Source organism: Emcibacter nanhaiensis, from assembly GCF_006385175.1.
Classification (GTDB): domain Bacteria; phylum Pseudomonadota; class Alphaproteobacteria; order Sphingomonadales; family Emcibacteraceae; genus Emcibacter; species Emcibacter nanhaiensis.
Window position 1 is genome coordinate 720,692 of the sequence record NZ_VFIY01000018.1, and the last position, 14,117, is coordinate 734,808.

At 57.3% G+C, this 14,117-nt stretch carries 13 protein-coding genes; 2 read left to right on the forward strand and 11 right to left on the reverse strand.

All coding sequences use genetic code 11. The annotated features are described in order from the left end of the window. Positions 1 to 36: 36 nt before the first annotated feature. The 7 genes from FIV46_RS17560 to FIV46_RS17590 form a co-directional block, all read right to left on the reverse strand. Positions 37 to 585, reverse strand: a complete 549-nt coding sequence (locus FIV46_RS17560; protein WP_219846182.1) for a chemotaxis protein CheW — start codon at positions 583 to 585, stop codon at positions 37 to 39. A gap of 17 nt (positions 586 to 602) precedes the next feature. Next, positions 603 to 2,681 carry a chemotaxis protein CheA gene (locus FIV46_RS17565; protein WP_139942220.1) on the reverse strand — a complete coding sequence of 693 codons (2,079 nt, stop codon included), beginning with the start codon at positions 2,679 to 2,681 and terminating at the stop codon, positions 603 to 605. A 36-nt stretch (positions 2,682 to 2,717) separates the two neighbouring features. Beyond that, positions 2,718 to 3,077: a response regulator gene (locus tag FIV46_RS17570; protein WP_139942221.1), complete on the reverse strand. Its 360-nt coding sequence runs from the start codon at positions 3,075 to 3,077 to the stop codon at positions 2,718 to 2,720. Continuing rightward, entirely contained in the window at positions 3,074 to 3,340 is a 267-nt protein-coding gene (locus FIV46_RS17575) for an STAS domain-containing protein (RefSeq protein ID WP_181163296.1), read from the reverse strand. Before FIV46_RS17575 ends, FIV46_RS17570 begins: the two co-directional genes overlap by 4 nt. Positions 3,341 to 3,853: 513 nt before the next feature. Next, positions 3,854 to 4,999 (reverse strand): L-lactate dehydrogenase, encoded by a 1,146-nt coding sequence (locus FIV46_RS17580; RefSeq protein ID WP_139942223.1) that lies wholly within the window; start codon positions 4,997 to 4,999, stop codon positions 3,854 to 3,856. A gap of 8 nt (positions 5,000 to 5,007) precedes the next feature. Beyond that, a complete protein-coding gene (gene mdlC, locus FIV46_RS17585; protein WP_139942224.1) occupies positions 5,008 to 6,588 on the reverse strand; it encodes a benzoylformate decarboxylase in 1,581 nt (526 codons plus the stop codon). Between the two features lie 111 nt (positions 6,589 to 6,699). Further along, the gene (locus FIV46_RS17590) at positions 6,700 to 8,295 is read right to left on the reverse strand and encodes an oleate hydratase (protein WP_139942225.1); all 1,596 of its coding nucleotides are present in this window, start codon (positions 8,293 to 8,295) and stop codon (positions 6,700 to 6,702) included. A 94-nt stretch (positions 8,296 to 8,389) separates the two neighbouring features. Here FIV46_RS17590 and FIV46_RS17595 point away from each other — a divergent pair, with 94 nt between their 5' ends. Further along, positions 8,390 to 8,683 carry a DUF3175 domain-containing protein gene (locus FIV46_RS17595; protein ID WP_139942226.1) on the forward strand — a complete coding sequence of 98 codons (294 nt, stop codon included), beginning with the start codon at positions 8,390 to 8,392 and terminating at the stop codon, positions 8,681 to 8,683. Then, complete coding sequence (locus FIV46_RS17600; RefSeq protein WP_219846183.1) at positions 8,680 to 9,615, forward strand: hypothetical protein; 936 nt, start codon at positions 8,680 to 8,682, stop codon at positions 9,613 to 9,615. The genes FIV46_RS17595 and FIV46_RS17600 overlap by 4 nt, the downstream gene beginning before the upstream one ends. Before the next feature lie 28 nt (positions 9,616 to 9,643). Here FIV46_RS17600 and FIV46_RS17605 read toward each other — a convergent pair whose 3' ends face one another. The 4 genes from FIV46_RS17605 to FIV46_RS17620 form a co-directional block, all read right to left on the reverse strand. Then, positions 9,644 to 10,129 (reverse strand): Csu type fimbrial protein, encoded by a 486-nt coding sequence (locus FIV46_RS17605; protein ID WP_139942227.1) that lies wholly within the window; start codon positions 10,127 to 10,129, stop codon positions 9,644 to 9,646. Between the two features lie 14 nt (positions 10,130 to 10,143). Beyond that, a complete protein-coding gene (locus tag FIV46_RS17610) occupies positions 10,144 to 12,369 on the reverse strand; it encodes a fimbria/pilus outer membrane usher protein (RefSeq protein ID WP_181163297.1) in 2,226 nt (741 codons plus the stop codon). Positions 12,370 to 12,454: 85 nt separating this feature from the next. Next, positions 12,455 to 13,261 (reverse strand): fimbrial biogenesis chaperone, encoded by an 807-nt coding sequence (locus FIV46_RS17615; RefSeq protein WP_139942229.1) that lies wholly within the window; start codon positions 13,259 to 13,261, stop codon positions 12,455 to 12,457. A 16-nt stretch (positions 13,262 to 13,277) separates the two neighbouring features. Continuing rightward, complete coding sequence (locus FIV46_RS17620) at positions 13,278 to 13,781, reverse strand: Csu type fimbrial protein (protein WP_139942230.1); 504 nt, start codon at positions 13,779 to 13,781, stop codon at positions 13,278 to 13,280. Positions 13,782 to 14,117: the final 336 nt, after the last annotated feature.

Sequence of the window (14,117 nt, forward strand, 5' to 3'; positions counted from 1 at the left end):
TGGGGCGCACAAGCGGCGCGATTTTTCATTTCCACATTACGCACTGAGTTTTTCCACGATGGAATCGAGGTTAAAAAGTTCTTCCAGGGACAGGAGGGCCACCATCTTGTCCTCGTGGGTGATCAGTCCGGCGAGAAACTTGCGGTCGCCGCGCTGGTCAAGTTCGGGAACATCCAGCACCTGGTTTGCCCCCACGGTCAGAATGTCGGATACGGCATCCACCAGAATACCCATCACCCGCTCGCCCACCGCCACGATAATCATGACGTGCAGCGGGGTGGCGTCGGTCCTGCCAAGGCCAAACCGACAGCGCATATCGAAGATCGGCACGATGACGCCGCGCAGGTTGAGGACGCCAAGCATGAATTCCGGTGAGTTGGGCAGCGGCGTCACCGGCACCCAGCCCTTGATCTCGCGGACATGGATGATATCGACGCAATATTCCTCGTTACCAATAACAAAGGAGATATACTGGCTGGTCTCTCCGGTGACGGCAGCGTCATCCTCTGTCGCCTCCGGCGTCATTCGGGCAATGGCCGAAATATCAATATCGTCCCGCGCTAAATCCTGCCGATCTTCACTCATGCTTCTGTCCTTTGTCCTTAGGCCGAATGCCGCTGGTCTTCCTCGACCATCTGCTCAATATCCGTTGCGTTCAGGGAACGCCCGCCACGGCGGCAACGCTCCATCTCTTCCAGTCCGTCGATATCCAGGATCAGGCAAACCTGGCCGTTGCCCAGAATGGTGGCGGCGGAAATGCCCTCCACATGGGTGTAGTTGGTTTCCAGGGACTTGATCACCACCTGCTGCTGGCCCAGCAGTTCATCCACCACCAGGCCGACATGGTTGCCGCCGTCCAGTTCCACAATCACCACCAGTGCCTGGGAGGGATCGCGGAAACCACCGCTCACGCCAAACAGCCCTGACACCTGCAGCAGGGGAATATATTCCCCGCGGATCCGCACCACCTGGGTGTCGCCGAACAGGGTCATCACATCGCTGGCCGCGGGCCGGATGCTTTCGATAATGCTGTTGACCGGGACGACAAATTTTTGCGCGCCGACGCCGACGATCATGCCGTCGAGAACCGCCAGGGTCAGCGGCAGGGACAGGGTGAATTTTGATCCCTTGCCCTGTTCCGACTGAACCGAAATACGCCCGCCAAGCGACATGATATTCTTGCGCACCACATCCATGCCCACCCCGCGACCGGACACATCGGTCACGGTTTCCGCCGTTGAAAAGCCGGGATGGAAAATAAGATTGTCGATTTCCTCGTCACTCAGTTCGTCACCGTCCAGCAGGCCTTTTTCCTGCGCCTTCTGCAGCACCCGTTCCCGGTTGATGCCCCGGCCGTCATCGGAAACTTCAATGATGATCCGCCCACCCCGGTGTTCAGCCGCCAGATGGATGGTGCCTTCCGGGTTTTTGCCGGCTCTTTCCCGTTCTTCCGGAGTCCCGATCCCATGGTCAAGGGAGTTGCGGATCATGTGGGTCAGCGGATCGGCAATCTCCTCGATCACCGTCTTGTCCACTTCGGTATTCTCGCCGGTCATCACCAGCCTGACCTTCTTGTCGAGCTTGCTGCTCAGGTCGCGTACCAGACGCGGCATGCGGGAAAAGACGGATTTGACCGGCTGCATGCGGATCGCCATCACATTTTCCTGCAGTTCGCGGGCGTGGGAGGCCAGCTCCTCCATCCCGGCCATCAGGCGCATGTTGCGGGACGGATCCAGCTGTTCGAGTTCCTGGCTCAGCATGGCCTGAGTGATCACCAGTTCGCCCACCATGTTGACCACCTTGTCGACCCGGTCCAGATCCACCCGGATCGAGGCGGACTTGTTCTTGGTCTTTGCCGGGCTGCCGCCGGATGCGGGAGCCGGATCTCCTTCGGCGACCTCCTGTGCCGGCAAAACCTCCGTCGATGCCGGGTTTTCCGGTTCCTCTTCAGCCAGCATGATTTCAAGCTTGCAGTCGTCCTCGACAAATTCGAAAACCTCGTCAATATCCTCCCGGGACGCCTCGGTCGTCAGCTTCAGGCTCCAGCTGAAATAGGAATCTTCCGGTTCCAGGGTATGAATATCGGGCAGCCGGGACATGTCGATATTTACTTCCAGATCACCCAGGGTTTTCAGTTCCCGGAGGATCAGGATCGGTTCATTGGCGTGGCGGAATACTTCCGCATGGGGCTCAAAGCGGATCAGATAGGTCGCCGCCTGCCGGACGGCTTCTTGCTCCGGTTCAGGGGCTGGAAACACGTCCTCTGCCGGGACCGCCACAGCACCGGTCGCATTCAGAAGCTTTTCCATCTCGGCTTTGACCTCCCTGCCATAGCCGGCCTCAAGCTGGTCTTCATTCTGGGCCGCATCAATCAGGTCGGCGAGGATATCGCTGGCCCGGAACAGGACCTGGGTCACATCTTCATAGATGGAAATTTCGCCGGCCCGCAGCTTGTCAAGCAGGGCTTCAAAAACATGGGAATAGTCAACCAGTTCGGTATAGTGAAAGGCGCCGGCGCCGGCCTTGATGGAATGTACGGCGCGAAAAATGGCGTTGAGGTCTTCGAGATCGGCGTCTCCGGCTTGCAGTTCCGAAAGATGCTGTTCCATATCGGAGGTCAATTCGCTGCATTCCGCAAAGAAAACATCCTTGAACTGTGAAAAGGGATCCGCCTCGCTCATTTTCCTGCACCCATTAATTTTGTTCCTTTGGTTTTCCTATGGACAAACCTTGCCAACCACCTTGAGAAGTTTTTCCGGCACAAAGGGTTTCACCACCCAGCCTGTGGCGCCCGCGTCGCGGCCTTCCTGCTTCAGGGTTTCCCCGGATTCCGTTGTCAGAATGATGATCGGCGTGGACCGGTGCGCCGGGTTGCCGCGCACATTCTTGATCAGCTCGATGCCGTTCATGCCGGGCATGTTGATGTCGGTGATAATCAGATCGACCCCGTTCAGCTTGCTCAGCGCGTCATTGCCGTCGGTTGCCAGGTCAACCTGATATCCGCCCCCGGAAAGGGTGAAGCTGATCATGTCCCGGATGGTTTGGGAATCATCAACTGCCAAAATGCGCTTGCTCATTCCTCTTCGCTCCATTTTTGGTATATTTCTTCCAGTCCAATATCCTTGAGGGCCGTGACCACAGCCTCCGAGGCCTGGGTTATTTTGAAACTTCCCCCGTTTTCCGAAAGCTCCCGGGCAACCGCGACAAAAAGCTGAAGACAGGGCGTGGTAATCCTGTCCACTTTTCCCGCATCCAGCCATATGTCATTGCCGGCGGCCAGGGCTGTCAGAAGAAGCTCTTTCAGCTTGTCCGCATAAGCCAGGTCAAGAACGGGCGCCAACTCTATTTTCTGGGAAGAATCCACTATCCAACCTCGATTACTAATAGTTGTTTTCGAATGTTTTCATCCTTTAATTAATGTTGTCTTAATGATGAGTTTTTTCGGGTTTTTCTGGCACTTTTTAGTACATTTGTATTATGCCAAATAACTCAAAAGGAGGACCGGCGGCGGGGAATCGGCCTGTTTTCACGCCCTGCCTACTAACATATTAGGAATCAATCACGTATTTGACATTTCAAGGATTTTATAGGGGTCCAAACCGAAAATAACTGCATATCCCATAAATTTTATATAGCGGAATCAGGTTATATCTTCCGGGATAACATGTTGAAGCAAAACAAGAACTTTAGAATCATTCCAAACAGGTTAGGCTCAGAGCAGGAAACGTGACACGCCTGCGGCACACTTTCCCTCTATAGGTGTATCATGAAATTTTTCGATTGCAGGGGATAGGCTGGCAGGCCGACAACAGCGGCATGCCGATGAGCGGCTCGGGCTGATTTGCCGGTGTTGTTACTGCCGAACCAGGACTTTGGAGCAAATTTCCTGCACCTGGGCGACGCCGGTCAGCGCCATGGTAACGCGCATCTCGGTCATCAGCAAATCGATCATACGGGCAACCCCATCCTGCCCGCCGGCCGCCAGGGCATAGGCCCAGGCGCGGCCAAGGAATACCCCCTGTGCCCCAAGCGCCAGCATTTTGACCACATCGGCACCGGTCCGCACCCCGCCGTCGGCCAGAACCGTCGCTTTACCGTCCACAGCCTTGACGATAGACGGCAGAACACTGGCCGTGGACGGTGCGCTGTCCAGCTGACGACCGCCATGGTTGGACACGATAATGCCGTCCACCCCGGCGGCGCAGGCGGTTTGCGCATCCTCCGGATCAAGAATGCCCTTGATCAACAAGGGCCCCGACCATCTGCTTCGGATATGATCTATATCCTTCCAGGTCACCGTGGGATCGAAATTTCCCGCCACCCAGCTTACGAAATCCTCCATGCCGGTGTTGCCGCCCATGAAAGGCGCGATATTTCCGAAGCCATGCGGCCGTCCCATCAGCCCCACATCCCAGCTCCAGGAAGGCCGGCACAATGCCTGGAACAGGCGGCGCGCCTGTCCTTTCAGCCCGGGGGCGCCGGACATGCCGGACCGGAAGTCCCGATAGCGGATGCCGGACATCGGCATGTCCACCGTCACCACCAATGCCGTGCACTTGGTCTCGATGGCCTGGTCCAGAAGGGCCTCGGTGATGCTCCTGTCCCGCGTGATATAGAGCTGGAACCAGGGAGGCGACCCCGCCCCCTGGGTGACTTCCTGCAGGGAACAGGTGGAAACGGTGGACAGACAGAAAGGCACCCCGGCGGCGGCCGCAGCGCGCGCGGCCTGCACTTCGCCGCGACGGGCGGCCATTCCGGCCAGTCCCACCGGGCCAAGAAGGAACGGCGCGGCAAGCTCCTGCCCGAACAGGTTCACGGACAGGTCCATGTCGGAAACATCCCTGAGCACCCGCTGGCGCAGCGTCAGGGACTGCAGATCCGCCTGGTTGCGCCCCAGTGTCACTTCCTCGAAAGCCCCGCCGTCAATATAATTGAACAGAAAGTCGGGAAGGCGTCGCCTCGCGGCCTCGCGAAAATCGGACACTGCGAAAATAGCCATATTTTCTATTACTCCTCCACCTGAACATCGATCAGGGTGGGACCGCTGGCGCCGAAGGAATTGAGCAGGGCTTCCTTCAGGTCCGCCGGGTCGCTCACCCGTGTCGCCGGGACCCCCTGCCCTTCGGCCAGGGCACAGAAATCCAGTCCGGGAAGCTGGGTGCCGACCAGCTGCTGCAGACCAAACTGGGGGGCGAAGCTGTTCAACGCCTGATAGGCGCCGTTATTGACGATGATGAAGCTGATGGGCAGGCCCAGCTGGGCCGCCGACCACAGTCCCTGAATGGCATAGAGGCTTGAGCCGTCCCCCAGCAGGGCAATGACCCGCTCTCCCGGCCGGCCGAGGGCGACGCCGACAGCCGCCGGCAGGCCGTGTCCCAAGCCGCCGCTGGCCGTGGTGTAAAAGCCGTCCCGGTTCGGCATCGGCAGGTTGGCCTGCATCACCGGGCGGCTCGACGGCGCCTCCTCGACGACGATGCTGCCTTCGGGCCGGAGTTTAGCCAGCGACTGCAGCAGGAATACATCGGTCAGCCGCTGGCCGGTTGCCTCTTCAGGTGTCGGGCGCGGCGTCGGCATTTCCCGTTCGCTCCCAGGCGCGGGTCCGGCGAGCAGGGCGGCAATCCCCGCTTTCAGGCTGGTCTGGATGGCGGTACCGACCGGCGACAGGGCCGCCTGCGCCGGATCGCAGGTCAGTTGATAGAGAGTGGCGTCCTCCGGGATATGCGGTCCCTGCCCCTCCACGTGATAGGGGAAGACCGGCCCGCCCAGCACCAGGATCAGGTCGTGCCCGTCCAGCCGTTCAACGATCTTTTCGCGCATGGCCGGCAGGAACCCGGCAAACAGGTCATGGTCCTCGGGAAAGCTGTTGCGCGCCGACATGGGGCTGGCCCAGACCGGGGCCCGGTGCCGTTCCGCCAGCTGGATGACTTCGTCCCAGGCATCGTCGCGGGCCACTTCGGCGCCAACCACAAACAGCGGTTTCTTGCTGTCCGCCAGCGCTTCCGCCGCCTCTGCCAGCATTCCGGCATCCCCCTGTAGCGATTGGCTCACCCGGCGCAACTCCAGCGGCGCACAGGGCTGGTCCCAGTCATCCACCGGCACCGAGACAAAGACCGGGCCGTGGGGCGGCTGCAGGGCCATATGAAACGCCCGGGCGATCGCCTGGGGCACATCCTCGGCCCGGGCCGGCTCATTGCTCCATTTCACATAGGGCTTGGGAAATTCGGTGGCTTCAGATGCGAACAGGAACGGCTCGTAGGGCAGGATCGAGCGGGCCTGCTGTCCGGCGATTACCACCACCGGCGTCTGATTCTTCCAGGCGGTAAACAGGTTGCCCAGCGCATGCCCGACCCCGGCAGCGGAATGAAGGTTGACCACCGCCGGACGGCGCCGCGCCTGGGCGTACCCGTCCGCCATGCCCACTACAATACTTTCCTGCAGGCCGAGCACATAGTCGAAATCCTCCGGAAAATCGCGAAACATGGGCAGTTCCGTGGAGCCCGGATTGCCGAAAACCCGGTCCACTCCCATGTGGCGGAACAGGCGGTAAACTTCCTCCCGCACCGTCGATGTCATCGCGGTATTTCCCATCAGCTTCTCCCTGATTAATTCTTTCCGCCACAGTAACAGGCTTGAGAATTAACTGCTATATAAAATAGCCTCTGGTCAACCGGACAGAAAAATGAAAAGAAGACCAAGAGGTCACCGCATCAGCGCCCTTGTCGCCCGCCACAGGATCGCCGGCTTTGAGACAGAATTATAAACCGGAAGCGGTTGCCGCCCACAGTCGAACAGGCCGTAAACCGCCGTCTGGGCGCAACGTACCGAATATTCCACCGTGAAAACGCAGTCTGTTGGCACCTCGGCGAACTGGCCGAGAAAAGCAAAATTCTCCGCCCCCTCGGGAATGACCTGCGGCCGGTCGCCCCAGGCACAGGGCATGAACAGGCTGTCAATAAACGGCATGGCCACCGGGATGCAGTTAACCCTGCCGGCCTCAACCACCGGCGCCATCCTGTCCATGACCCCCAGATGCCGCCACAGTTCCTCGAGCATCTCCCGGCCGCTGCAGTCGGACATTTTTTTCGGCACGTAATTGCCCTCCCGGTCCGCATAGAGGCCGTAGCCCCAGAAGGTTTTGACATGGTCCGGCTGGTTGGGGAAATGGGGCTGGCGCGGGATAACGAAGGACATCAGCCAGTTGGAATCGGTCAGGGTCACAAGCCCGCCGGTGCCGTCCACATTGCCGGAGAATTTTTCCATATAGTCGTGGAAGCTGCTGTCCTTCAGGGTGGCGGTGAAACTGTACCATTTCTGCAGGTCGATCCGGTCGCTGAAAACCCCCGGATTGCCGAATGAAATGTCCCTTGCCGCCAGCTTTTCCCACAACTGCCAGGACCCGGACTCCGCCTTGCCCTTCAACGTTGCCGCTGTGGTCCAGGAGCCCGTATCACTGCTTTCGGTGATGGAGCCATTGGTGATAAAGACATAGTCTTCCTCGCCGAGAGGAATGATCTCTTCCGCCCCCTTCTCTCGTTGCACCGTGAGGGCCGTAGCCCGCTTACGCTCATTGTCAAAGGAAAAGTCCACATCCGTGACCCGGCAGCCCATGTCAAACTGCACGCCCCGGTCCTTCAGAAAGCGTTGCAGCGGCAGCACCACCGAATGATACTGGTTATATTTGGTCCGCATCACCCCGCCGAGACGCGGCAAGCCCTCCACCAGATGAATAAAACGTCGCATATAGCGCCGCATGGCAGCCAGGCTGCTCCATCTCTGAAAGGCAAACATGCTGCTCCACAGCAGCCAGAAGTTGGTTTCGAAAAAATGCTCAAGGAACCATTCCTCGATGGTCACATTGTCGAGCAGGTTTTCGGGGGTGAGAAACAGCCGCAGCAGGTCCCAGCGGTCCCGTAACGACAGGCCGAAGGAGGTGAGGTCAACCTTCTGTCCGCCCCGCAGCAGCCGGGCCCGGGCGTTGGACACAAAGCGCTCATTGAAGGCAAACGTCTCTTCGGTGACACTGATATCGGGATTGTCATATGAGGGAACCCCGGACAGCAGGTCCCAGTAGCAGACGAAATGTTCCTCGTGCATGCGTCCGCCCCGGATCAGGAAGCCGCTGTCCACATCACCGCCGCCGTCCAGGGAACCGCCGGCGATCCGGTCCTGCTCGAGAATATGGATATTGCCGCCCGGCACCCCGGCGTCACGGATCAGATAGACGGCAGACGCCAGCGAAGCAATGCCGCTGCCGACCAGATATATTTTTGAATTCTCAGAAACTTTATAGCCCATGACCCGTATATCCATCTGGACAAGCCGCGTAATCCTGTCCGATTATACAGGCAGAATTGATTTTTGCCATTCATCCGGAAAAGGAACGGGCGAAATGACCACAGACCCCGAAAACAGAAAATGGTCCGGGAAGGTGACCCGGGAAAGCCATGCCCTCGATCTGGAGGAAGGGGTATTCACCTGGCAGGACCCGAAAAAAATCGCCGCATCCCTCAAGCGCTCGGCCGAGGAGAGCACACAGCGCAAGGGCACGCCGTTCCAGTCGGCCATGTCCATGCTGAATTTCTACATCAACCGGGCCGGCAGCAAGCTTGACCCCAAACAAAAGCAAATCCTCGAGCTGGCGAAAGAAGAGCTGCGACGGCTGTTTGGAAAGGAAAAGAGATGATCCGGACTCTTCCGCTGTCGGCGTCTCTGGAAACCACCGTTCAACGCCATATCGCGGCTGAACAGCTGCCGCCGGACTTTGACGCAACGGTCAGGCGCTATTATCTGCCTGTCGCCGAAAGAATTGCCGCGTTGCAGAACCGCCTGGGTCGCCCGCTGGTGGTCGGCGTTAACGGCGCCCAGGGCAGCGGCAAGTCGACCCTGTCGGCGTTCCTGAAACTGATCCTCGAGAACAACCATGACCTGCGCACGGTGGTGATCTCCATCGATGACCTTTACCTGACCCGGGCAGAGCGGGAACAGCTGGCCCGGGACATCCACCCCCTGTTAGTCACCCGCGGGGTGCCCGGCACCCACGATGTGGGTCTCGGCATCCAAACCATCACCAAGCTTCTGAACGCAAAAGAAGACGACGTCACCCTCATCCCCCGCTTTGACAAGGCCCGGGACGACCGCTGTCCGCAGGAAGACTGGGACCGCTTCAAAGGCCGGGCCGATATCGTGATCCTGGAGGGCTGGTGTGTCGGCGCCCGGCCCCAGCCTGACGAAGACCTGGCAAATCCGGTCAATGACCTGGAACGCAATGAAGACCCGGCCGGCGCCTGGCGCCGCCATGTGAACAACCAACTTAAAGGCCCGTACCGGGAGCTGTTTGGACTGCTTGACTATCTGGTGATGCTGCTGGTGCCGTCGTTCGACTGTGTGCTGGATTTCCGGCTGAAACAGGAACGGAAGCTGGCCCACAAGCTCGAAACCACCGGCGTTAAAGCTGAAAACCTAAAACTGATGGACGAGGCCGCCATCCACCGTTTCATCATGCATTATGAGCGGCTGACCAGGTTCATGCTTACCGACCTGCCCGCCATTGCGGATGCGCTGCTGGAGGTGGATGCTGATCACAGCGTGACGGGACTGAGCTTCAAAGACTCCTGAATTGTTGGTCCAGGCCCTACCCTGGTGTTCAATAGGTAACCGTCACGGTTAACGTGTCTGAATAAAAACCGGGCGGCGTAACTTGTCCCCCGGGAATACGGCCATAAACAGGATAGTTTTTCGTCACAGGAATAAGAATTTCAAGGGGGTACCCGTCGGCAATAACCGTGGTGCCTGACGTACCGTCACCCCAGATCTGGGTCCGTGCGGCGTCCGCATAGAGATTATAGTGCAGCGTGTCCGCGCCGTTGGACATATGGCGGTTGGTCATGTCTGCGGAAAGGCCCCCATCCGCCTCGACGGTATAGTTGAAGTTCACACCGACTACCAGAGCGCTGCATGTCACTTCCACGTTACTGGCTGCATCCAGGCTTCCCGCCAGAAAATCATAGGTGCCGAAAGTCACATCGTCGACACTGACCGAACAGGTGCACCCGAGACCGATACAGGCCTTTGCAGGAGTAAAGGAAAAAAGCGCAAACAGCAAAGCCGCTGCGGCAAGAATTCTGAACATCGCGTCTCTTCTCCTTAAGTCGGTTTGGTAACCCGGCAGGTCACGGTTTTAAGTAGTTGTCCCGGCTTCACTCCCGGATCGACTTTTAAGTCAAATTCACAGGTTCGTGAGGATATCATCGCCAAAAACCGGTATCGACCGGCCGGATATCTCACGTTCAGCCTTCCCCGGCGGCCAATCACAAAATTCTTGCCCGTATTGCCGAGCACCCTGGTGCCGAAGGGAAGCCATTCACCCTCCTCATCCTGAACGACAACGATAAAGGAAAGATAAATATCCCGGCTGAAATCGACACCAACGCCGGCTTCCCGGTGAGGCACAACAATTTTTTCGTAGGTGTCCAGATATTGGCCGGGCGGGATATCCCGGGACTCAATGGCGATCCTGTTTCTTTCAAAGGGGCGCAAGTCGGTAATCAGCAACCTGCCGTTATCATCCAGACGACCCACATATTGCGAGTCATGATATACCCTGGCCTTGCCGATTTCGGGGGCTTTAACCACACCATAGCTGCCCGTGATATAGCGGGCGGCCTTCACGGCGCCGTCCCAGAACACGACGCCGCCCCGGGCATTGGCCCGTACTGTTGTGGCGTCCGGCCGGTCGCTGACACCCAGATCAAAATCGCCAATTCCCGTTCGCCGGAGCAGTACCGCTTCTGCGTTCGGCGTTGTTCCCCGGGTCACTTCCGCCCGATAGCCCCAGCCTTCGGTGCGCTTTGGTGTACGATGCGCCAGCAAGCTGGCGCGTTCTCCGGATTTTGAATGCTGATAGGACGCGCCCAGATGCTGTCGCCCCCCAAGGGGCAGGGACAGAAACATGCCCACAAGCGTATCCTTCCGGAGGCCGAAAGCCTGCCGAAGCGTAAAGCTCAGATTGATTCTGCGGGCCAGGTCCACATTCAGGTTTCCGTTAACGACATGTTCCGCTTCAAGGCCCGGCCTCTTGTTGCGGATAAAGCTGCCGGAAAATCCGAAACGACTGTCAAACCGCTTGCTCAGCCGAGCCTGAAGGCGGTGACTGAAAGCCCCGAAATCGCTGCGGTCGGAGGGGAGTTTGAATTTCCGGGAACGCCATTCCCCGTAAGCTGCAAATCCCCAGTCCAGGTCATACCGTTCGTAGCCCACCGAAAACATGCTATCCACATCCCCGTCGCCCAGCGACAGGGCACTGCTGACATGAACAACCCCCCCGACAGGCGGCATCAGCAACAGGCCGACCCCCGTTACCAGACGATCCTCTCCCGCTTCTGTATATAATTCAATGGTTTTAAGATTATCCAGACCATGTCGGAACCGGCCGGAAACCACTATTTCTCCATAGTTAAAACTGTCCAGCCCGTAGTTTTGCCGCAGCACCCCCACCTGAAGGCTGAACTTGGTCAATCCCTGCTTCAGAAGCTGCGGAGCAATATAGAAGCTTTGCACAAACACCTTCTCGCGGCCCAGCAGGTCCTTGACGTTCATTTGCAACTGACCTCCCCCTGTAATAAGAGGGAGCTCACCGGTTTCAAAGGGCCCCTGCTGAACCACCCCGGAGCCGAACTGAACGCCGTTAAGATAGAGATCCACAACCGACGGCAGGGTGGCATCACCGGTTATGTTGGGCAAAGGATAGGTAATGTAGCCGGGCTGCAGGCTATGGTCGGTACCGAACATGACGCCCAGAAAACGATAGGGATTCGCCCAACCCGCAGCGTCGGAGATGCTGTCGCCTATGACAAGTTTGTGTGGGCCGGACGGCCATTCCCTGATCCAGGATGTTTCCAGCCGCACGAATTCACTTTGGCCCGCTCCCTCCGCCAGAATTCCTTCTGCCTTCCAGCGGGATTTATTCAAGCCTCCGCCCGCCTGCAGATAGCCCCGGAAAAATTCATTTCCATTATCGCTGGCCTGAAAGACCAGATCATAATTAAAATAAGCGCCCTCAATGGCGCCCGGCTCGGGGCGGTCCCGCAATCCAAAGCGACGATCCCCCAGATTCAATGTATTTTTCTCGAAGCACCCCGGCGGGCATTCCACATACAAGCGGGGGGATTCCAGGCGATAGTCCAAGCCCTCGAAATTTGACAGGGCGTAATATTCAATATTGTTGCGGACAACGGCCGGACCCTGCGGGATAAGGCCCAGTGAGGAAAGGCTGTCTGACGACAGGAGCAAACGATCCTCCTGCACAAGAAGCGGGGAGATTGACTCGGTATCGGCCCCGTTCAACCAGATATTGACCATTATATATTTCATCGCCACCCTTTCCTTTGCACAAAGCGGCCCCGGGACGGCAAAAAAAAACAGCACCGCGCAACAGGCAAAGAGCAGGTATTTTTGTTCAGGGCGAGGGAGGAACAGAGGCATGGGAGGAAACTTTATCCGGTTTTTCCCCCAGCGGGGATAGATCGAGATCCCTGGAGTGAAGGGCCTCGGGTGTCCCGCCCCAGAGATAGTCAAGGGACACAGATCCCGATTTGGGGATGTCCGTTTTGCTGATCACCAAAAGGTCTCCTTTGCCTGGCAGAAGATAGCTGTTCAGGGGCATTTCCATGTGAGAGGTTCCGTCCGCCTCCCGAAAATACAGCTTTTGCAGCCGGACATAGCGGGCACTTTCATTTTTCAAATAAATCAGGACTTTTGTCCCCTCGCCCTTCCTGAGGTCAACGGAAAGACCGGGAGTTCCATTTTCCGACGGAGCGACAAAAATCGGGATTGATATGCTCAGGCTGACCTTGGCGCCGGTGTGGGGGGCGGCGCCGGGTGTCGGGTCCGAACGCAGTATCATCCGGTAGCTGACTTCCCCGCTTTCCGGTGTCGGCGTCTCAAGCAATCCCAACAGAATTACCTGGCTTTGCCCGGGCTGGAGAAAAAATATTTCACCGGAAAGAGCAATGGCCTGGGTCGGAAGCAACCGGTCTTCCCCGGCCTCTTGCTCCCATCGATAGGCCCTGGCTTCCACAATGACTTCATAGGAGGAAGTATTTTTCAGAACCAGCTTTTCGGAAACCTGTCCCCGGGCCAGTTCCACCCGGACCGGACTGACCTGAAGACCGCTGGAAAACGCCTGGAGCGGAAGAAATATCCCGGCGACTACCAGGATAGACCATAAGAACCCCAAGAGCTTTCTGTAAGGTGCCTGCCCCATTCCTGACCCTTGATCCCTAGAATGTCACAGTGACGGTTATTGTATCTGAATAACTGCCTGTGGGGACAGACTGACTGGCGTTGATCAGTCCATAAACAGTGAAATTTTGTGCAGCTCCGGTCCCGGAAGAGGAGAGCGTGTCCACACCGGTGGTTTCACCCCAGACCGTTGTATGGGACACATCGCTGTAGAGGCTGTACGACAAAGTATTGCCTCCATTGGTCATCTTGCGGGTTGTTACGGTCGCCCCGGCCCCCAAACCGGCATCAAGACCGATTTCATAGGCTGTTCCGGAAGAACAGGTCACCGACACCGTGGTCGAGCCGGCAATGGCTGTTCCCGCAACTATGTCGTAATCCCCAAAGGCAAGGTCACTGGCGGAGACCCCGCAAGAGGAAATGACGGTTGATGTCACCTGAAAGGTGGTAGTAGCGGTATCTGCTTTTACCGGTGTACAGAATATAATACTGATAAAGAGTACACTGATTAGTTTAAGGGCATCCCCAAATGTCCGATGCATCAATTTTCCCTTTTTTCATTTACCTATATTTTAAAGCCACTTGCTATCCAAGGTTGTTTCAACTCTCATTACCCAAATTCAACTTAATACTCGCGTTTATGTTTTCCGCGTAGCCCCCCACGTCAATGAGAATCCCAGTTGCAAATGAGGGGGCAAATAAGCACTTTTAAACAAGCACTTAATAAACTTTACTCTAACTGTATGTACGGAAGACTGGTTGACTATTAACAACACCTAATTTAGGTAGATTACATATTAAAGGTAAATAAAATGTTAATTATATACCAGAGGTTGCTACGTCATTATTTCGACCCCATACCGACCCGCACGGAAAAG